Source organism: Methylobacterium currus (assembly GCF_003058325.1).
Taxonomy (GTDB): Bacteria; Pseudomonadota; Alphaproteobacteria; order Rhizobiales; family Beijerinckiaceae; genus Methylobacterium; species Methylobacterium currus.
Map to the genome: position 1 here is coordinate 4,651,444 of NZ_CP028843.1, position 19,841 is coordinate 4,671,284.

Consider the following 19,841-nt stretch of genomic DNA (forward strand, 5'->3'; position numbering starts at 1 on the left):
CCCTCGATGACCTATCGCGCGCCCGTGGCCGAGATGGCCTTCACCCTCCGGCACGTCGCCGGGCTCGATCGCGCCATCGCGGAGGGGTTGCACGGCGACCTCTCGGACGACCTCGTCGACACGATCCTGGAGGAGGCCGGGCGCTTCGCCAACGACGTGGTGGCGCCGCTCAACACGGTGGGCGACCGCCACGGCACCCCGCTCAAGGACGGCGTCGTGACCATGCCGCCGGGCTACCGCGAGGCCTACCGTGCCTGGACCGAGGGCGGCTGGAATGCCCTGCCGGGCCCGGTCGAGTATGGCGGCCAGGGCCTGCCGGTGCTGCTCAACGCCGCCTGCATCGAGATGTGGAACTCCGCCGCGATGGCCTTCGGCCTCGGGCCGCTGCTGACCGCCGGCGGGGTCGAGGCGCTGAGCCGGCACGGCAGCGAGGACCTGCGCGCCCGCTACCTCGAGAAGCTGGTCTCGGGCGAGTGGACCGCCACCATGAACCTCACCGAGCCGCAGGCCGGCTCGGACCTCTCGGTGATGCGCACCCGGGCGGAGCCGGCCGGCGACGGTCGCTACCGGATCTCGGGCGAGAAGATCTACATCACCTGGGGCGAGCACGACCTCACCGACAACATCATTCACCTCGTTCTGGCGCGGCTCCCCGACGCGCCCGCCGGCACCCGCGGCATCTCGCTGTTCCTGGTGCCGAAGGTGCTGCCGGACGGGTCGCGCAACGCGCTCACATGCGCCGGCATCGAGCACAAGCTCGGCATCCACGGCTCGCCGACCTGCACCATGGTGTATGACGGCGCCACCGGCTGGCTCGTCGGCGAGCCGAACCGGGGCCTCGCCTGCATGTTCACGATGATGAACAACGCCCGCCTCGGCGTCGGCCTCCAGGGCGTCGCCATCGCCGAGCGCGCCTACCAGCAGGCGCTCCTGTATGCCCGCGACCGCCGCCAGGGCCGGGCGAGCGCCGCGAGCGAGGGCGCCAGCGCGATCATCGAGCATCCCGACGTGCAGCGGATGCTCCTGACCATGAAGGCGCTCACGGCGGCCTCCCGGGGCATCTGCTACCTGACCGCCGAGGCGATCGACCGCGCCCACCGGGCGCCGGACGAGGCGGCGCGCAAGGCGGCGCAGGCCCGGGCCTCGCTGCTGACCCCGGTCGCCAAGGCCTTCTCGACCGATATCGGCATCGAGGTCGCCTCGCTCGGCATCCAGGTCCATGGCGGCATGGGATTCGTCGAGGAGACCGGCGCCGCCCAGCACCTGCGCGACGCCCGCATCGCGGCGATCTACGAGGGTACCAACGGCATCCAGGCGATCGACCTCGTCACCCGCAAGCTGCCGCTGGACGACGGCGCGGTGGTGCGCGGCCAGATCGGCGCGATGCGCCTCGTCGCCGAGCGGGTGCTGAAGGAGGGGAGCCCGGCCTTCGGCCACACCGCCCCGCGCCTGCGCGAGACGATCGAAGCCCTCGACCGGGCGACGGGCCACCTCCTCAAGGCGCTGGGCTCGAACCGGCCCGAGGAGGCACTCGCCGGCGCCACCCCCTACCTGCGCCTGTTCGGCCTCGCCCAGGGCGGCATCTGCCTGGCGCAGGCGGCCCTGGCGGCGAACGCGGCCGTGAAGGCCGGCGACGGCGACCCGGCCCACCCGGCCCGCATCGCCTTGGCGCGCTTCTTCGCCGAGAACCTCGCTACCGCCGCGCGGGGGCTGGAGGAGACGGTGACGGGGGGCGGGGGCTTCCTGCAGGACGGGGCGCTGGCGCTCGCGGGGTGAGGGGCGGTCCGGAGGTCGCCTGCCTCCAGGCGGTGCGCAGCCGCTCCTGACACCGACAGGGTCATCCCGGGTCTCGCCCAAGGCGGGAGCCCGGGATGATGCCGAGGATGTCATTCCGTTGATTGGGAAGACCTTTGTCCACCCGAATAGTCTACTGGTGAACCTTCCATGACCGACCACGTCCGCATCACCGACGAACCCGGCGGCGTCCGCCTCATCCAGCTCGTCCGGCCCGAGAAGAAGAACGCTCTCACCGGCGCCATGTACGACGCCATGCGGGAGGCGCTGGAAGGGGCCGACCGCGACGGATCGGGCGTCGGCGCGGTGGTCTTCGCCGGGACTGATGGCGTATTCACCGCCGGCAACGACATCGCCGACTTCGTCGCCCGGGCCGACACATCCTTCGGCGAGGCGCCCTCCTTGCGCTTCATCCGCCAGCTCGCCGTAACCCGCACCCCGATGGTGGCGGCGGTGGACGGGCTCGCGGTCGGGGTCGGCACCACGCTCACGCTCCATTGCGACCTCGTCTACGTGGCGCCCGCCGCGACCTTCCGGATGCCGTTCGTCGATCTCGGCCTCGTGCCGGAGGCCGCCTCCAGCTACCTCCTGCCGCGCCGGGTCGGCCTGCCGAAGGCGACGGAGCTCCTGCTCCTCGGCGAGGCCTTCGGGGCCGACGAGGCGGTGCGGCTCGGCCTCGCCAACGCAGTCGTGCCGGCCGACGGGCTCCTCGAACACGCGCTGGCGCAAGGCGCCAAGCTCGCCGCGAAGCCCCGCCAGGCGCTCGCCGCCGCCCGCCGGCTGATCCGCGGCGACCACGAGGCCGTGCGGGCCGCCATGGATGCGGAGGCCGCGGCCTTCGACGCAGCGCTCCGCTCCCCCGAGGCGCAAGCCGCGTTCCAGCGCTTCCTGTCCCGCGGCGCCCGGTGAGGCCCGCCGGCGTCCCGGACCTCTCGGGCAAGATCTGCCTCGTCGCCGGCGCCTCGCGCGGGGTCGGGCGCGGGATCGCCCGGGCGTTGGCCGAGGCCGGCGCCACGGTGGTGGTCACCGCCCGCTCCAGCGAGACCGGTCCGCGCACCGACCAGCGCACGGAAGCGCTGGAGGACACCGCCCGGGAGGTCGACCTCGCGGGCGGGCGCGGCCACCATTACCTCTGCGACCACACCCGCGAGCCGGAGGTGGACGCGATGGTGCGCTGGGTGCTGCGCCGCTTCGGCCGCATCGACGTCGCGGTGTCGAGCGTCTGGGGCGGCAACGAGGGCTATGACGGCGTGCGCTATCCCGACGGCGCCAGCTGGGGCACCGCCTTCTGGCGCCGCGGCCTCGCGCCCTTGCGCCACAGCCTCGAGACCGGGCCGCTCGCCGGCCTGATCCTCGCCCGGGCGGTGGCGCCCGCCATGGTCTCGGCCAAGGGCGGCCTCCTGGCGCTGGTCTCGTTCGGGACGGAGGCCTATCTCGGCGACCTGTTCTACGACCTCGCCAAGGCGGCCACCAACCGCCTCGCCCTCGCGATGGCGGAGGAACTGAAGCCCTACGGCGTCACGGCCCTGGCCCTGGCGCCGGGCCTGGTGCGGACCGAGCGGGTGGTGGAGGCCGGGATGGACGGGGAGGCGGGGGAGAGCCCGCTCTACGCCGGGCGGGCGCTGGCGGCGCTGGCGGGCGATCCCGAGGTCGGGGCCTTCGCCGGGCAGGTGCTGCATGTCGGCGACCTCGCGCGGGCTTATGGCTTCACCGACGAGGATGGCGGCCGGCCTGAGCGCTACCGGCCCGAGGGCGCTTGATACGTCCCGCCCGCGCCCCCCGCCGTCACCAACGCCACGCCCGAACTCGTGCCGAGCCGCGTCGCCCCGGCGGCGATCAGGGCGCGGGCGGCCGCCACACTGCGCACGCCGCCGGAGGCCTTGACGCCGACGGCATCGCCCACCGAGGCGCGCATCAGCACGACATCCGCCACGGTGGCGCCGCCTGTCGAGAAGCCGGTCGAGGTCTTGACGAAATCGGCGCCGGCCTCGACCGCCAGGGTGCAGGCGAGGCGCTTCTGCGCGTCGTCGAGCAGGCAGGTCTCGATGATGACCTTCAGCACCTGCTCCCGGCAGGCGGCCCGGACCGCCGCGATGTCGGCCCGGACGGCGGCGTGGTCTCCCTCCTTCAGGGCGCCGAGCGCGATCACCATGTCGATCTCGGCCGCGCCGCGTCGCACGGCGCCCGCGGCCTCCGCCGCCTTGTCCTCCGGCGGCACCGCCCCGAGGGGGAAGCCGACGACGGCGCAGGGCGCGACGTCGCTGCCGGCCAGGATCCGGGCGACGCGCCCGACATGGACCGGGTTGACGCAGACCGCCTTGAAGCGGTGCGCCAGCGCCTCCTCGCACAGGCGCCGCACCTCGGCCGAGGTCGCGTCGGCCCGCAGGAGCGTGTGGTCGATCAGGCGGGCGAGGGCGGGCGCGTCCTAGGGAATCGTCTCCGATGGCGGCTCGGACCCGAATGCCCGTCACCGCGATGGCAGGATTCGATCCCGGCGGTTGGACCGTCAAGCGCCCCGAATCAGCGTCCGCCGGGTGTCAGCGTCCGCTGGCCTGGCGGATCGCCGCGACCGTCTTCTCGACGAAGGCGACGCCCGGTTCGGTGAAGGTGATCTCGTCGTCGCTCAAGGTGGCGAGGCCGCGCGTCTCGACCTCGGCCGCGCCCTCGGGATCCGCGTGATGGCCGCTGCCGTCCCGGCGCACCACGGACGCGATCGGCTGGCCGCTGATCAGGTGGTGGTAGGCCGCGAAGGCGAAGATCGATAGGGCGCGGTCGGAGAGGGCGTTGGGGTCGGCAGCCATCGGGGTCGGACCTCGGGGGGCATGGGGCGCGCCGCAGGATGCGGGGCGTGATCCCGGCCAACGCCCGGGACCGCGAAAGGTGCGACGCCCCCAAATGACGCAGGCCGGCGCGCCTGCCCGATCCCCGTTGCCTCACCGCAGCCGGGCCGGGAGCGGCATCGACGAGGTCTTCTCGTCGTAGAGCACGGCGTAGCCCCCCGCTTCCAGGTCGAACAGGGCGTAGTCGATCCCCTTGATGGTCTCGGTCCGGAAATGCACGCGCTGGCCGCCGCGGGTGATCGCCGCGAGGCGGTGGGACAGGGCCGAGACCGGCAGCATCCCGGTCACCCGCTCCGGCCCATCCGCGAGATCGACCCGGAAGGTCAGGTCGTGCCCGTTCCAGGCCAGGGCTTCGAACCGGGTGGCCTCCCGGCGGTCGAGCCAGCGCAGCATCTGGGCGGCCGAGATCATCGCGACGCCGCGCTCGCGGGCAGCGGCGACCAGATGGTCGAAATAGCCGTCGGTGTAGTCGTAATGGGTGCCGAAGGCGCCGAAGAACTGCTCGGGGCCGAGCGCCCGGTCGAGCAGGGTGGTGATGCCGGTGCGCTGGTCGACGCCGTTCTCGTTCACCAGGTGGCTTGCGGCCTGGTAGATGTCGAGGACCCGCCCGTCGAGGTCGGCGAAGCGCATCGGGAAGCCGGAGCCGTTCATGAAGCCCGGCCGGCGGCGGATCCACGAGCCGGGCCAGTAATAGTAGCCGAGGTCGAGGCGGATCCCCGCCGCACGCTCGATCTTGGCGGTGTCGGCCCAGCCGTTCCAGGTGACGCAGTGCAGGCGGTGGGTCTCCTGCGCCGGGAGGCCGAGCTTCTGCCCGATGCCGCCGACCTGCCGGCTCAGGGCCAGTCCCAGGGTGGCGGCATCGACGTCGCGGCAGCCGGTATCGGCATGGATCCCCGTCTCGAAGCCGAGCGCCGCATAGGCCTGCGCCTGGTCCGGCGCGAGACGCGTCGCCGGCGTGACGTAGGAGGTCGCCCGCGCGCAGTCCCAGGCCTCCGGCCGGCAATCGAGCGGGCTCTCGGCGACGAGGCGCTTGTAGGCATCCAGGGTGCCGCGCCGGGTGGCGTGGTCGTCGCCGGCCATGATGAGGGCGGCGCGGCGCTCGTCGGGCAGGTACCAGACCCGTGGCAGCGGCAGGCGCTCGGCGCTCATCGTCACGATCAGGTTGGCGAGCAGCCGCTGCTGCTCGTCGGCCTGCGGGATCGCCACCCGCGAGAGGTCGAGGTAGTCGGGGAAGAACAGGTCGTTCGGCCGCCGGGGCGGCAGCCCGTCCCGCTCCTGCCCGGCGAAGGCCGGATTGCCCTGGCGCAGGCGCACCACCGAGGTGGCGAGGTCGAAGGCGAAGGCGGCCGCCTGGCCCTGGCCGGCCCGGTGCAGCGCGACTGCCGGCCAGGGCAGGGCCTCGCTCCCGGTCGAGAGGCGGGCGAGGATCGTGGCGTCCCCCGGCGCGTAGCGGGTCGCGGGCCCGTGGAACTGCATCGCCTGCCGGGCGATGCCGCGGGCGGCCGGCGCCTGCGCGTCGACCTGGATGTAGCGCTCGGCCAGGGCCTCTCCGCCCGGGGCGAGGCCGAACAGCGGCAGCCACGCACCCTCCGGCCGGATCGCGATCAGGTTGCCGCCATCCTGCACCCAGTCGGAGAGTCGCGCGGCCAAGGCGTCGTCCGGCGACTCGGTCATCAGCACCAGGGCGGTGCGGGCGAGGCGCTCCGGCGTGAGGTCCCGCGTCGCGACCACCGAGAACAGGTTCAGCCCCTCGGCCCGCAGGATCTCGGCGTAGTAGGGCCCGAAGGGATTCTTCGGCCCGACCGCGACCAGGACCGGCGACCCTTGCATCGCGGCGAGTTCGGGCGCCGCCGCCACGGTGAAACGCCCCTCCGCCGGCTCGGCCAAGGACAGCCCGAGTGTGCTCTCCGGCCGGATCCCGGCCCCGACCACGATCCGGTAGGCCGCGCCCGGCCGCAACGGCGCCTGCGGGACCAGCCGGGCGGAGCGCTGGGCCGCATCGTAGCTGATCGCGACCGGCACCGGCGCGCCGCTCTCCTCACGCAAGGCGATCGTCGCCGGCCCGATCGTCTCCGGCACCATCGCGCGAGAGAAGCCGATCGCCATCGGAAGATCGGGATAGACTTCCGTTGCGCCGTCGATCGGCATCAACGCCAGCACACGCGGAGACAGATGCTCAAACAAGAGGCGTCCCGATGCCGCAATCATCATACACAAGACTACTGAACCCAGCAGGCGCATGACGACCCATCGCATCTCATCTCTCGCCGAACATCGAATGTTGGGATAACGGATGCTTAGCAGGCCGATCCACGGCAGGACAGCCGCGACGACGACGACGCGCGCATCCCTTGGTCGAGGGGCGCGTGCACGCGCTACCGCTTTGGTGGAGGGCGATCGCACGGCACGCGACGACGGCAGCGCCGCACGAGCGGAAAGCCCGGCGACTCGGCGAAGCGGCGTGATGCGGAAGATCCGGCCGGTGGCGCTCCCAAGGGGACTCGAACCCCTGTTTTCGCCGTGAGAGGGCGACGTCCTGGACCGCTAGACGATGGGAGCTGGCCCGGCGGGATGGCGGCGGTATAGCGACGGTCCGGCCCGGGCGCAAGCCTCTTAGTCGGCAATCTCGATCGGCCATCTCGGGCCGGCGAGCGCGTGATGCCGGCCGGGGCTCCGATGGGCCCGGGCCCGATGCGCAGGCAGCCGTTTCGTTAAGCCTTCCGGGTTATCACCGCCCCGACCCGTGGCCGCGGAACGATGGCGCCGCACATCCCGATCCCGACAACCCTATGCCGATCCTCACGCCGTTTCGCTGCTCGCGCCGCGCCGTCCTGACCGCCGGTACGCTCCTGGGCTTCGGGATCCTGACGCTGCAGCATTCGTGGCCGGCGCCGCTGGTCCGGCGGATCGCGATGGCCGACATGACCTGGGTCGAGGTGCGGCAGGCCCTCGATCAAGGCTACACGACCGCCCTCGTCCCGAGCGGCGGCCTGGAGCAGAACGGCCCCTATCTCGCCATCGGCAAGCACGACAGCCTCGTCGCCTGGACGGCGCAGCGCATCGCCGAGGCTTTGGGCCACACCCTCATCGCCCCGGTCGTCTCCTACGTCCCGCAGGGGAATTTCGACCCGCCGACCGGCAACCTCGTCTTCCCGGGCACGCTCGGCGTTTCCGAGGAGGCCTATGCGGGCACGCTGGAAGGCATCGCCCGCAGCCTGAAGGCGCATGGCTTCCGCACCATCCTGTTCATCGCCGATCACGGCGGGGCCTTGGCGCCCCAGCAGCAGGTCGCGGCGCGGCTCGACCGCGACTGGGCCGCCCAGGGGGTGCGGGTGCTGAGCGTCGACGACTACTACGTCGCGGGCAACCGGGCGCAAGCGCTCTGGCTGGAGGCGCAGGGCGAGACGCCGGCGACGATCGGGGGGCATGCCGGGCTCGCCGACCACGCCTCGCTCATGGCGGCGGCGCCCGAGCGCGTCGACTTCGCCCGGCCGACGCCGCCCCTCCTTGCCCGGCTCGGGCTGACCAGCGACGGCAGCAGCGGCGATCCCCGCCGCGCCACGGCGGAGCGCGGGCGCGCGCTGCTCGACCTCCAGGTCGAGGCGGGCCTGGCGCAGATCCGCCGGTTCACGGCCACCAAGCAAGGATCGTGACGATGCCGACCGTTCCGACGCCGCCCTCGCTCTGGAGCGTGATCCAGGCTCTCGGCCAGAGCACGGTCAGCATCTGGCTGCTGCTGACGATCCTGGGCCTCCTGTTCACGGTCGTCAGCTGGATCGCCCGGCCGTGCAATCCCGGCCGGCCCTGGTGGCGCAAGCCGGACGTCGTCACCGACGTGTGCTACTGGTTCGTGATCCCGGTCGTCTCCGGCTACGCCCGGATCTGGCTCCTGGTCATCGGGCTGTTCCTGCTGAACGGGGTCCCGGCGACGCTCGGGCTTCCGAGCCTGTTCGGGGAGGGGATCGGCCCGCTCGCGGGCCTGCCCTTCTGGGCGCAGGCGCCGCTCTACCTGATCCTCTCCGATCTCGTGATGTACGCGACGCATCGGCTGTTCCACACGATGCGGCTGTGGCGCTTCCACGCCATCCATCACTCCTCCGAGGAGATCGAGTGGACCTCGGCCGCCCGCTTCCACCCGGTCGACGCGGTCTTCCACGGCGCCCTCTCGGACGTCGTCCCGCTCCTGCTCGGCATCTCGCCGGACGTGCTGATCGCCCTCGTCCCGTTCAATGTCGGCGTCTCGGCGCTCGCGCACGCCAACCTCGACTGGACCTTCGGCCCCTTCCGCTACCTGCTGGTGAGCCCCGTCTTCCACCGCTGGCACCACACCGGGCCGGACGAGGGCGGCAACAGCAACTTCGCGGGCTGCTTCCCGCTGATCGACCTCGTCTTCGGCACCTTCTACATGCCGAAAGGGGTGCTGCCGCAGGATTTCGGCAATGGCGACCCGGCCTTTCCGCGCGGGTTCGGCGACCAGCTGGTCCATCCGTTCCGGTCGCAGGACAGGCCGGCAGGGCTGGAGCCGGGGCCGTCTTCGTAAACTTCGTGTCCCTTGCCGGGCCCGGAAAAGGGAGAGCGAGCCGACGCTCGCTCCCCGTACTGCGTGCATCCGACGCGAGAAGGCCCGGGAGGGGTGCCGCGCGAGCGCCGCACCCCTCCCGGGCCTCGTCTCATGCCGAGATTGCGAAAAAACCTACTCGGCCGCTTCGATCCGCGGGTGCTCGTGCTGCCGGCGCTCGCGCTTGACGAGGTCGGCGGTCAGGAAGGCCACCTCGAGCGCCTGCTCGGCGTTGAGGCGCGGGTCGCAATAGGTGTGGTAGCGGTCGTGCAGGTCCTCGGCCGTTAGCGCCCGGGCGCCGCCGGTGCACTCGGTGACGTTCTTGCCCGTCATCTCGAGGTGGATGCCGCCGGCATGCGTCCCTTCCGCCTGGTGGATGTCGAAGAAGCCCTGGATCTCCTTCATCACCCGCTCGAACGGCCGGGTCTTGTAGCCGCTCGCCGTCACGGTGTTGCCGTGCATCGGGTCGCAGGACCACACGACCTTGCGGCCCTCGCGCTCCACCGCCCGGATCAGGCCGGGGAGGTGGTCGCCGACCTTGTCGGCGCCGAAGCGGCAGATCAGGGTCAGGCGGCCGGCTTCATTCGCCGGGTTGAGCAGATCCACGAGCCGGATCAGGTCGTCGGCCTTCAGCGACGGGCCGCATTTGAGGCCGATCGGGTTCTTGATGCCTCGGGCGAACTCGATATGGGCGTGGTCGGCCTGGCGGGTGCGGTCGCCGATCCACAGCATGTGGCCCGACGTGGCGTACCAGTCGCCGCTGGTCGAATCGACCCGGGTCAGGGCCTCCTCGTAGCCGAGCAGCAGCGCCTCGTGGCTGGTATAGAAATCGGTCTGGCGCACCTCCTGGTGCGTCTCCGGGTTGATGCCGATCGCCCGCATGAAGTCGAGGGTCTCGGTCATGCGCTGCGCCAGGTCGGCATAGGCCGAGGACTGGGGCGAGTCCTTGACGAAGCCGAGCATCCAGCGATGCGCGTTCTCGAGATTGGCGTAGCCGCCGGTCGCGAAGGCGCGCAGCAGGTTGAGCGTCGCGGCCGACTGGCGGTAGGCCTCGGCCTGCCGGCGCGGATCGGGCACGCGCTCGGCCTCCGAGAAGCCGATCCCGTTGACGATGTCGCCGCGGTAGCTCGGCAGCGTGACGCCGTCGACGGTCTCGGTTGGCGAGGAGCGCGGCTTGGCGAACTGCCCGGCGATGCGGCCGACCTTCACCACCGGCGAACCGCCCGCGAAGGTCAGCACCAGCGCCATCTGGAGGAAGACGCGGAAGAAATCGCGGATGTTGTCGGCGGAATGCTCGTCGAAGCTCTCGGCGCAGTCGCCGCCCTGGAGCAGGAAGGCCTCGCCCGCCGCGACCTTGGCGAGGCCCTGCTTCAGCTTGCGCGCCTCGCCTGCAAAAACCAGCGGAGGAAAGCTCGCGAGCTGCCGCTCCACTGCCTCGAGGGAAGCGGAATCCGGATAATCCGGGACCTGCTGAATCGGCAGCCGCCGCCAGCTCGTGGGGGTCCAACGCTCGCTCATCGTCCTCTCCTCGCGCACCTCTTCGATAACCGGTCAGGTCGGTCGCGGAAGCCGGGCTTATAGGGGGGTTTGCCCCGCCGCGCGAGGGGTCTTGCGCAGGGGTGATCCTCGCAACGGGCGGGGATGCCGCTCCGGCACCCCGCCCCGCGTTCCGGCTCGCCCGAACCGGCATTCGGCATAGGCTCTCGGCACTGGACCTCTCCATCAGTGCATGACAGTATTCCGCCCGGATCGGTGCCGCCATGATTGATGCTTGTCAAAGCATAAGCTCCACCGCGCTGCTGCGGATTGTTCGCTCATCGATCGTGCGAGGCGGATGGCGATGAGGCGGAGCATGCGACTGGCGGAGCCGGCAGGCGCCCCGATCCCCCCTCCCGAGGTCCGAACCATGGAGCGCCACCTCGCCGCCATCCTGGTCGCCGACGTGGTCGGCTACACCCGGCTCAGCGAGATGGCCGAGGAGGAGACCCACCGCCGCCTGAAGACCCTGCGCGCCGGGATCATCGACCCGTTGATCACGGAGTGCGGCGGCCGGATCGTCAAGAATACCGGCGACGGCTTCATCGCCACCTTCCCGGAGGCCGGTCCGGCGGCGGATTGCGCCCTCGCCCTGCAGCGTCGCATCACCGAGGCGACGGAGCGCGATCCCGCGGAGGCGCGCCTGACCTTCCGGATGGGCGTCAACCTCGCGGAGATCATCGTCGAGGACGGCGACGTCTTCGGCGACGGCGTCAACGTGGCGTCCCGGCTGCAGGCCTATGCCGAGGCCGGCGACGTGATCGTCTCGGAGGCGGTGTTCGCCCGGGCGAGCGCGGCGGCGCGGGCGCTGGCGACCGATCTCGGGCCGCTGCCCCTGCGCAACCACGCCCGGCCGGTCCGGGCCTTCGCCCTGCGCTGCGGGACGGGCCCGGGCCCTCGGGCCGGCGAATGCCTGCCGGGCATCGAGGCGCGGGCCTCGATCGCGGTGCTGCCGTTCCGGGCCTGCGCGCCGGACCGGCTCGCCCTCGCCGACGGCTTCACCGACTGGATCGTCCGGGCACTGTCGTCCCTGCGCGACCTGTTCGTGATCTCCCGCGGCTCGACCCTGGCCTATCGCCGCGGGCGCGCCGACCCGGCGGCGTTCGGCCGTCGCCTCGGCGTGCGCTACGTCATGGACGGGACGATCCAGCATCACGGCGACAGCTTGCGGGTCTGCACCGTGCTGATCGAGTGCGGCACCGGGGCGGTGGTCAGCGCCGACCATTACGAGGGCCTCGTCGGCCAGGTCTTCGCCCTGCAGGACGCCATCGCGGTGAAGCTGATCCGCAACCTCGCGCCGCATGTGCGCGAGCGCGAATTGCAGCGGGCCCTGCGCAAGCATCCGGCGAGCCTGACCAGCTACGACCTGCTGCTCCAGGCCCTGGACCTGCTGCACCGGATGGATGCCGAGAGCTTCGCCCGGGCCGGCGGCCTCCTGCAGCAGGCGATCGCCCTCGACCCGTCCTACGCGCCGCCCTTCGCCTACGCGGCCTGGTGGCACGTCTTCCGGGTCGGCGAGATGGGGTCGCCCGATCCGGACGGCGACGCCCGGGCGGCGGCGGACCGCGCCCGCGCGGCGATCGAGCGGGACGGCAACGACCCCCTGGCGCTGGCGATCTACGGCCACGTCCAGGCCTATCTCCTGCGCGACGCCCGCACGGCGCGGCTCTTCCTCGACCGGGCGATCGAGGCGGGGCCGAGCCTCGCCATCGCCTGGACGATGAGCAGCGCCGCCCACGGCTTTGCCGGCCATGGCAGGCGGGCGGTGGAGCACGGGGAGATCGGCCAGCGGCTGGCGCCGAGCGACCCGTACACGTTCTGGCACGAGGGCCTGCTCGCCCAGGCCCACTACGTCGCGGGCGACTACGATGCGGCTCTGGCCTGGAGCCTGAGCGCGGTGGCGCGCAACCGCGCGATCCGCTTCACCCTGCGCACCCTCGCGGCGAGCCTGGCGGCGGCCGGCCGCCTGGCCGAGGCGTCCGAAGCGGCGGCGGAGATGATGCGTCTCCAGCCGAGCTTCCGGCTCGGCGCTTATGCGCCGCGCTGCCCCTTCGCCGATCCGGTCCGGTCGCGCTGGATCGGGCACCTGCGGGCGGCGGGGCTGCCGGACTGAACGGAGGCTCAGCGCCCCTCGCGGCACCGGCCGGCAAGGGGCCGCAATCGGGCATCATCGCCGAGCCAATCGAACGGGGGGAGTCGGGTCGGGGAGGGGAGCGATGACGGGCAACACAGGCAATACCGGGAACACCGGCAATACGGGCAATACCGGCAATGCCGGCATCAATGGCGATGCCGGCGGCTGGTTCGTGCCGGACCGGCCGGACTTCCCGTTCTCCCTCGAGGCGACGCAGGAGGGGGCCGAGATCGGGAGCTTGCGCCGGCCGGTCTTCATCCGTGACGAGACCCCGCCGGGCGCCGCCCGCAGGCGGATCGCCTTCCGCAGCCTGGACGCCCCGACCGGCCGGTCGCTCGCCTTCGAGGACCGCGCCTGGGCCGGGCGCTGGTACGCCTACCGGGTGCTGCGGGACTTCGCCGCGACGGGCTGGGACACCGACGCCCTCCACGACGCGATGGCGCAGATCCTCCTCGACCTGCGCGACCAGACGGACGGCCAGAGCGGTCAGGCGATCGAGCTCGACACGCTCCTGGTGCTGGCGCGGGACGAGCGCGCCTCGGCACTGGGCGAGATCCTGGCCCAGGATGTCGAGTTCATCACCGCCTTCATGGAGGCCCTGTCGATGAATCCGGCCTCGCACCCCCGCACCTACCGGGTGCTGCACATCGCCAGCCTCGTCGGCTCCTTCGCGGCCCTGCGCGTCAAGGAGGCCTTCGACCGGCCGCGGCCCTCCTTCCTCTGCCCGGCCCTGCTGCCGCCGGTGCCGGTGCCGGGGCATTCGTCCTTCCCGAGCGGCCACGCCACCCAGGCGCGCCTGATGGCGCGGTGCGTCGCCGGCGTACTTCGCGTCGCCGGCCTGCCCCATGCCGAGCGCCGCCCGGTCAACGAGACCCTGAAGGCCCTCGCCCGGCGCGTCGCCCGCAACCGCGAGATCGCCGGGCTGCACTATCCGAGCGATTCGATCGCCGGCCGCCGGCTCGCCGACGCGGTGTTCGCGACGCTGTCGGCCCATGACGGCGACGGCCTGAGCCGCGGGGACTACGCCCTGCCGCGCTTCGGCGACGCCGTGATCGCGGCCGCCCGGGAATGCGTCCCGGATCTGGTCCTGCCCTCGGGCACGGTGTGACGGGAGGGCGGCGGCGATGCCCCAGACATCCGAGAGGCCCCGGACATCCGAGACGCCCCTGGACTCCGACGACGGTGCCGGCGATCCCGCCCCGCACCTCGCCCTCCGGCCGCTTCCCCTGCCGCCGGCCGATCTGGACCTGGGGCAGGCCGATGCGGGTCTCCTCGCCGGCTTCGGCCTGCCGGTGCCGCGGCCCGCGGACGGTCCGGCGGCACGCGCCTTCCGCCGGGCCTTCCTGGCACCGCCGCCGGACCGGCCCTTGCGCTTCGTGGAAGTGCCGCGGCCGGTCGCGGCGCCGCAACTCCTGATCGCGCGCCCCCACGCCTCCGTGCCGGCGCGCCGCAGCGTGAACTGGTCGGGGGCCTCACTCACGGCGCTCCACGGGCGCAGCCTCGCCGGCGTCATGGCGCGCTGGCAGGTGCCGGCGGTGACGGGGGAGCCGGGGCGTGCTGCCCGCGCCTCGGCCTGGATCGGCCTCGACGGGCAGGGCCTCTACCGCAACGCCAGCCTGCCGCAGATCGGCACCCTGCAGGTCTGGGACGGGGCCGAGGCCCGCTACGAGACCTGGGTGCAATGGTGGGCCCGGGGCGAGGACAACGCGCCCCAGCCACTCGGCCTCATGGTCGCGCCGGGCGACTGCGTGAGCGCGATCCTGACGGTCCTCGACCCCGTGACTGTGCGCTTCAACCTGAAGAACGAGACCGCCGGCACGATGCTCCAGGCCTTCGACCTCACGGCGCCGGGCGGCCGGCACGTCTCGGGGGCGAGCGCCGCCTGGATCCTCGAGCGCCCGAGCCCACTCGATGCCGATGGCTGGCACCCGTACCCGCTCGCCGCCTACGGGTCGCTCGCCTTCACCGCCTGCCTGGCGCAATCCCGCGGTCCGGGCGACACGGCCTTCACCGAGCACGACCTTTCCCGGGCGAGCCTGATCCGCATGACCGCCCTCGATCGCGATCCGGGCCAGGCCCGCACGATCTCGAATCCGGTGCGGGTGACGGGGGATCCGCGGGCGCTGACGATGTGCTTCGGAGCGCCGTATTGATCGATGGTTCGGCCGCCGATCCAAAAGGTCACTCTCGCGCCGGACCCGCTACGCTCCAACGCGGCCGGTCGTTGGAGCGCGCCCGCTCCTCGCCGGAACCCAGCGGCTTCCCACTGAGGGCCCATGTCCCCATGGCGAAGGCCGCCCCGCCGATCGCCGCACCCACGATCATGTCCGAAGCATAGTGGCTTCCATGGACCGGTGTCGCGGCCAGCATCAGACCATTGAGAGCAAGAGCGAGCCAGCGGACGCGCGGCACCGGCCACGCGGCCAACATGAAGATCACGGCCGCCGCAGCATGCCAAGATGGGAAGGAGATGACGCGCAGATCAGAGAAGGCTGGCATCACCGGAGGCAGCTCCGGCTGCCGCAACCACAGCAGCGGTGCCGTCGCGGCGTCCGTGAACTCGATCGCGATGCCCGCGTGCCCGGCCGGTGTCATTCCGTAGAACTGGTAGGCACCGAGTGCCGGCAGGAACAGGGCGACGATCCAGGTGATCTGTATCGACAGAGGAAGCGCGATTTGCAGCGAAGCGTAGTCTCGCACCCTCTTCTGGACGATGAACACGATGAGCAGAGCGAATGGCTGCCACCAGATCGACCGATATGCCGTCACCAGAATCCAGTTGATGCTCGGTTCAGATGCACCCATTCGAAATAGATGAGCCAATTAAAGCCCAGGGCGGCATCCCAGGCAGCGAGATCAAGATCGATCAGGCGGAATTGCCGCCGGCATACGGAATGACATATTGGAGCTCAAATGCAGCAACACCTGCCAATATGAAGAAAGCAAGCACTAAAACTAATAAGTTCGCAGAAATTTATTTTCTAATATTTAGGTAATAATATGCAAAGAAAGGAAAAGAATCGACCACGATAATATTTTGATATTTGATAAAACATTCTTGGAGTCGCTCAGGACATCTGGACTAATGGCAAAGAGCCCTATCCTCATCACGGCTAGGAGCGCCGTGATCGAGAGGGCGACAGCGAGAATTCTGAACGGACGCGCCACTCGATCCGCGCCGACAATTTCTGGATATGGCATCATAATGACCACAAGTTACTCAAATATATTTTGAGCGATTAAGATTAAAAATTTGTTTAACTAGCAAAAAAATCGTATATTGAGGCTTTTATTTAATAATTTTTTAATAAGTTGCGCGCAAAACCCATATAATATATTTTATAAGACAATATCAGCTGATTTTGTTGTTGTATATCTATAATTACGAATCTATTTATCTATTATATTATTTCGACTATAGGCGATTAGCCGCTGGCAATGCTCCATGCGACAGAACGAAAATGGAACAAAAACCGCGCAACTTTTCCAGCCATGAGCATCGCGCGGGGAATCCAGAAGTTTCAGAGGCTTGAGCGAAATCAAAATTGGCCTTGTAATTACGGTGACACGAAGAGCGCCGGACGCACCCACCGGATGTCGTGACAAAAGTCGTTTTCAATGTTTCATGGTCCGTGCCGGCCGGGTGCAGAGGTGAAGGTGACCTGACCTGCAACAGCCATCTGCCGCTTCAGCGCGGCAGGTCGGATATGTATCCTTCCCTTGCAAAGTGCAGGGCAACTACGACACGGGGCCGCCTCACCCCACCGCCACCGGCTGCTTGACCACCGAGGGCGTGCGCATCGTCACCAGCTCCTCGCCGGCGGTGGGGTGGACCGCGATGGTGCGGTCGAAATCGGCCTTCGTCGCTCCCATCGTCACCGCGATGCCGACCGCCTGGATGATCTCGCCGGCATCGTGGCCGAGCACGTGGACGCCGACCACCCGGTCGCTCGCCCGCTCGACGATGATCTTCATCAGGATCCGCTCGTCGCGGCCCGACAGGGTCGCCTTCATCGGCCGGAAGCGGGCCTCGTAGACGTCGATCTCGCCGCAGAGGCGGCGCGCCACCTCCTCGCCGTGGCCGACGACGCCGATTTCCGGCGTCGAGAACACCGCGGTCGGGATCAGGCCGTGGTCGACCGCCCACGGCTTGCCCCCGAACACCGTGTCGGCGAAGGCGTGGCCCTCGCGGATCGCGATCGGCGTGAGCGCCGCGCGGTTGGTGACATCCCCGACGGCGTAGATCGACGGCGCGGCGGTCTGCGAGAAACGGTCGACGGGAATCGCCCCGGCCGCGTCGAGGGTGATGCCGGCTGTCTCAAGCCCGAGGCCGGCGACGTTGGGGCGCCGTCCGGTCGCCACCAGCACCTGGTCGACCAGAAGCTCGCTGCCGTCGTGCAGCGTGGCGCAGATCGCGCCGTCGCGCCGGTCGAGGCGGTGGACGGTGGTGTTCAGGCGCAGGTCCATCCGCTTCGCATAGGCCTCGCCGAGGGCCTGGCGGATCTCGCCGTCGAAGCCGCGCAGGAGCCGGTCGCCCCGGTGGAGCAGGGTGGTGCGGGTGCCGAGGGACGCGAACACGCCCGCGAACTCGACCGCGATGTAGCCGCCGCCGACGACGAGGATGCGCTCCGGCTGGGTCTCCAGCTCGAACACCTCGTTCGACGTGATGGCGAGCTCGGCGCCAGGGATCAACGGCTCCTTGACCGGATGGGCGCCGACCGCGATCAGGATGTGGCGGGCGCGCACCCGCGTCCCCGAGCGGACCAGGCGTATCGTGTGCGGATCCTCGATCACCGCCCGGTCGGCCACCACCTCGACGCCGGCCCGCATCAGGTTGGTGGCGTAGATGCCCTCGAGCCGCGTCACCTCGGCGTCGCGCCGGGCCTTCAGGGTCGCCCAGTCGAAGCGCGGGGTGCCGACCTCCCAGCCGAAGCCGGCGGCGTCCTCGAACTCGTCCGCGAAGCGGCCGGCATAGACCATCAGCTTCTTGGGCACGCAGCCGCGGATCACGCAGGTGCCGCCGACCCGGTACTCCTCGGCGAGCTGCACCCGCGCGCCGTAGCCGGCGGCGATGCGCGCCGCCCGCACCCCGCCGGAGCCGCCGCCGATCACGAAGAGATCGACGTCGAAAGGCTCGTGCTGCGTGTCGGTCATGGCGATCACCGCTCTGTTGTTAGGGCTTCTAACTGATAAGTCAGGGCGCGCAGCCAGGCGATGGCCGCGCCGACGCCGGCGGTCCACCAGGCCTGCCAGGCGCCGTGCTCCACGAAGGCGACGATGCCGGCCGCCGCCAGGAGCGCCAGGGCGGCGCTGCGGGCGAGCGGTCCCCAAGCCGCCACGGCCCGCAGGGTCAGGATCAGGACGAGGCCCGAGAGCGTCGCGCCGACGAGACCGAGCTCGGCCCAGACCTGCAGGAAGCTGTTATGCGGATGCCCGACCGCCAGCATGACGCGCAGCTCGGGCTCGATCCGCCCGGCCGCCGGCGTGTCCTGGAAGCGCCCCGAGGTGCCGTAGCCGGCCCCACGCCAGGGATCGGCGGCGACCGCCGCGCCGAAGCTGCGGGCGATGGCGACCCGGGCCCGGGTGCTGCTGGCGGCGAGCCGCTGGTGCACGGCTTCGGGCATGGTCCGGGCCAGGAGATCGCCCTCGACCGGCGCGAGGACCAGCGCCCCGAGGAGGGCCGCCCCGGTGAGGCCGATCCCGGCCCGGGCCGGCAGCCAGCGCACCACGCAGAAGGTGAGGGCGCCGGCGGCGAGCCCCAGCACCGTCGCGCCGCTGACCGAGCGCCAGGCCGCCACCGCGACGACGGCCGAGACGATCGCCGCCAGGCCGCGCCGGCCGGTCGCCGCGAGACAGGCCGCGAGGGGGAAGACCAGCAGCATCGCGGTCAGGAGCGGCCGGTTGAACGCGAAGGCGGCGACGCGCTGGCCCAGGGCCTCGCGGATCGTCAGGCCGGAGGCGAGGTCCGCCACCACGTACAGGCAGGTCGCAATCAGGATCCAGGCAGCCGGCCCGGCGAGGGCGGCGAGATGCGGCGGCGCGAGGCGCGCCACCAGGTAGGCGCCGGCGAGCGCCGGCAGGAACTCGGAGAGGGTGCGCAGCGACAGGCCCGGCAGGGGGCTCCAGGCGAGGCTCGACGCGCACCAGGCCAGGACGGCGAGGGCAGCCACGCCCAGAGGCGTCGCGAGCGGCGCGAGAAGGAGCGGCCGCAGCGGGCGCCGGGCCGCCACGCTGCCAGCGAGCAGCAGGAGCCCGGCGAGGCCGACCACCACCGGGCTCGAGCGGTTCGCCACCGCCATGCAGGCCGGCAGGGCGGCGATGACGATCGCGCCGAGACGGTCGAGCGTCCCGGCCCGCTCGCCGGCCGTGCGGGCGGTCACTGAAGCTGGTGGCCGCGCTTGCCCATCTCGGCCCGCACCCGGACCATCATGTATTCCGAGACCTCCTGGGTCCAGGTCTGCATCGCCTGCACCATGTCGTCGAGCACCTGGGGCTGGGTCTCGACGTAGCGCTTGCCCGCGGGCGAGCGGAAGAAGGTCGCGATCTCGCGCAGCTCGGCCTCGGTGAGCTTGTTGGCGTAGATGCGCGAGGCGATGTCGATGATCCGCTGCTTCTGCAGCTCCAGCTCGGGCTGCATCTTCTCGATGACCTCGTTGAGGTCCTTGGTCAGCTCGGGCCGGGTGACCGCCGCCTGCTTGATCTGCTCGCCGAAGGCCGGGAGGATCGAGTCGAAGGAGCGGGCGATGCCGGAGGAGAGCATCACCTCCTTGGCCAGCGCGAGGTGGCTCGGGGTGATCGCGGCCTGCTGCGGCGAGGCGGGAGCGGCGGGCTTCGTCTGGGCGAGAGCGGGGCTGACGAGGATCGGGCTGGACAGGGTCGCGGCGAGGAGGCCCGCCAGGCGAACTCGGGAACGGCGCGGGGACATCGGTTTGCTCCGGAAGACGGCGCCCGCCGGACGGGCGGCCGTGACGAGGATGAA

16 protein-coding genes and 1 tRNA gene are annotated in these 19,841 nt (G+C 71.0%); 8 read left to right on the forward strand and 9 right to left on the reverse strand.

The window, feature by feature from the left end:
* Positions 1-6: 6 nt before the first annotated feature.
* The 3 genes from DA075_RS21555 (at position 7) to DA075_RS21565 (ending at position 3,554) form a co-directional block, all read left to right on the forward strand.
* On the forward strand, positions 7-1,776 hold the full coding sequence (locus DA075_RS21555; RefSeq protein ID WP_099954969.1) for an acyl-CoA dehydrogenase family protein: 1,770 nt from the start codon (positions 7-9) through the stop codon (positions 1,774-1,776).
* 168 nt (positions 1,777-1,944) lie between these two features.
* On the forward strand, positions 1,945-2,703 hold the full coding sequence (locus DA075_RS21560; RefSeq protein WP_099954970.1) for an enoyl-CoA hydratase-related protein: 759 nt from the start codon (positions 1,945-1,947) through the stop codon (positions 2,701-2,703).
* Positions 2,700-3,554 (forward strand): SDR family NAD(P)-dependent oxidoreductase, encoded by an 855-nt coding sequence (locus DA075_RS21565; protein WP_099954971.1) that lies wholly within the window; start codon positions 2,700-2,702, stop codon positions 3,552-3,554. Before DA075_RS21560 ends, DA075_RS21565 begins: the two co-directional genes overlap by 4 nt.
* Here the strand turns inward: DA075_RS21565 and deoC are convergent.
* From deoC to DA075_RS21585, 4 genes are all read right to left on the reverse strand, one after another.
* Positions 3,533-4,198, reverse strand: coding sequence for a deoxyribose-phosphate aldolase (gene deoC / locus DA075_RS21570; RefSeq protein WP_099954972.1), 666 nt, complete (start codon positions 4,196-4,198; stop codon positions 3,533-3,535). The two genes, DA075_RS21565 and deoC, sit on opposite strands and share 22 nt — an antisense overlap.
* Before the next feature lie 133 nt (positions 4,199-4,331).
* Positions 4,332-4,595: a hypothetical protein gene (locus DA075_RS21575; protein ID WP_099954973.1), complete on the reverse strand. Its 264-nt coding sequence runs from the start codon at positions 4,593-4,595 to the stop codon at positions 4,332-4,334.
* Positions 4,596-4,727: 132 nt separating this feature from the next.
* Complete coding sequence (locus DA075_RS21580; protein ID WP_099954974.1) at positions 4,728-6,890, reverse strand: Ig-like domain-containing domain; 2,163 nt, start codon at positions 6,888-6,890, stop codon at positions 4,728-4,730.
* 227 nt (positions 6,891-7,117) lie between these two features.
* A tRNA-Glu gene (locus DA075_RS21585) sits at positions 7,118-7,193 on the reverse strand.
* A gap of 230 nt (positions 7,194-7,423) precedes the next feature.
* Here DA075_RS21585 and DA075_RS21590 point away from each other — a divergent pair.
* Positions 7,424-8,287 (forward strand): creatininase family protein, encoded by an 864-nt coding sequence (locus DA075_RS21590; protein ID WP_099954975.1) that lies wholly within the window; start codon positions 7,424-7,426, stop codon positions 8,285-8,287.
* A gap of 2 nt (positions 8,288-8,289) precedes the next feature.
* Entirely contained in the window at positions 8,290-9,174 is an 885-nt protein-coding gene (locus tag DA075_RS21595; protein ID WP_099954976.1) for a sterol desaturase family protein, read from the forward strand.
* Between the two features lie 153 nt (positions 9,175-9,327).
* Here the strand turns inward: DA075_RS21595 and DA075_RS21600 are convergent, their stop codons facing one another.
* On the reverse strand, positions 9,328-10,710 hold the full coding sequence (locus tag DA075_RS21600; RefSeq protein WP_099954977.1) for a class II 3-deoxy-7-phosphoheptulonate synthase: 1,383 nt from the start codon (positions 10,708-10,710) through the stop codon (positions 9,328-9,330).
* Between the two features lie 388 nt (positions 10,711-11,098).
* Here DA075_RS21600 and DA075_RS21605 point away from each other — a divergent pair, with 388 nt between their 5' ends.
* The 3 genes from DA075_RS21605 (at position 11,099) to DA075_RS21615 (ending at position 15,015) form a co-directional block, all read left to right on the forward strand.
* Positions 11,099-12,841, forward strand: coding sequence for an adenylate/guanylate cyclase domain-containing protein (locus DA075_RS21605; protein ID WP_164712432.1), 1,743 nt, complete (start codon positions 11,099-11,101; stop codon positions 12,839-12,841).
* Positions 12,842-12,944: 103 nt separating this feature from the next.
* Entirely contained in the window at positions 12,945-13,970 is a 1,026-nt protein-coding gene (locus DA075_RS21610) for a phosphatase PAP2 family protein (RefSeq protein WP_099954979.1), read from the forward strand.
* 16 nt (positions 13,971-13,986) lie between these two features.
* The gene (locus DA075_RS21615; RefSeq protein WP_099954980.1) at positions 13,987-15,015 is read left to right on the forward strand and encodes a G1 family glutamic endopeptidase; all 1,029 of its coding nucleotides are present in this window, start codon (positions 13,987-13,989) and stop codon (positions 15,013-15,015) included.
* Positions 15,016-15,043: 28 nt separating this feature from the next.
* Here DA075_RS21615 and DA075_RS21620 read toward each other — a convergent pair whose 3' ends face one another.
* The 4 genes from DA075_RS21620 to DA075_RS21635 all read right to left on the reverse strand — a co-directional run bounded on the left by DA075_RS21620 (position 15,044) and on the right by DA075_RS21635 (position 19,787).
* A complete protein-coding gene (locus tag DA075_RS21620) occupies positions 15,044-15,667 on the reverse strand; it encodes a phosphatase PAP2 family protein (protein ID WP_099954981.1) in 624 nt (207 codons plus the stop codon).
* A 951-nt stretch (positions 15,668-16,618) separates the two neighbouring features.
* Positions 16,619-18,016 carry a glutathione-disulfide reductase gene (gor, locus tag DA075_RS21625; RefSeq protein WP_099956723.1) on the reverse strand — a complete coding sequence of 466 codons (1,398 nt, stop codon included), beginning with the start codon at positions 18,014-18,016 and terminating at the stop codon, positions 16,619-16,621.
* Positions 18,017-18,021: 5 nt separating this feature from the next.
* The gene (locus tag DA075_RS21630; RefSeq protein ID WP_232387531.1) at positions 18,022-19,242 is read right to left on the reverse strand and encodes an O-antigen ligase family protein; all 1,221 of its coding nucleotides are present in this window, start codon (positions 19,240-19,242) and stop codon (positions 18,022-18,024) included.
* The gene (locus DA075_RS21635; RefSeq protein WP_099954982.1) at positions 19,239-19,787 is read right to left on the reverse strand and encodes a DUF2059 domain-containing protein; all 549 of its coding nucleotides are present in this window, start codon (positions 19,785-19,787) and stop codon (positions 19,239-19,241) included. The genes DA075_RS21630 and DA075_RS21635 overlap by 4 nt, the downstream gene beginning before the upstream one ends.
* Positions 19,788-19,841 lie beyond the last annotated feature (54 nt).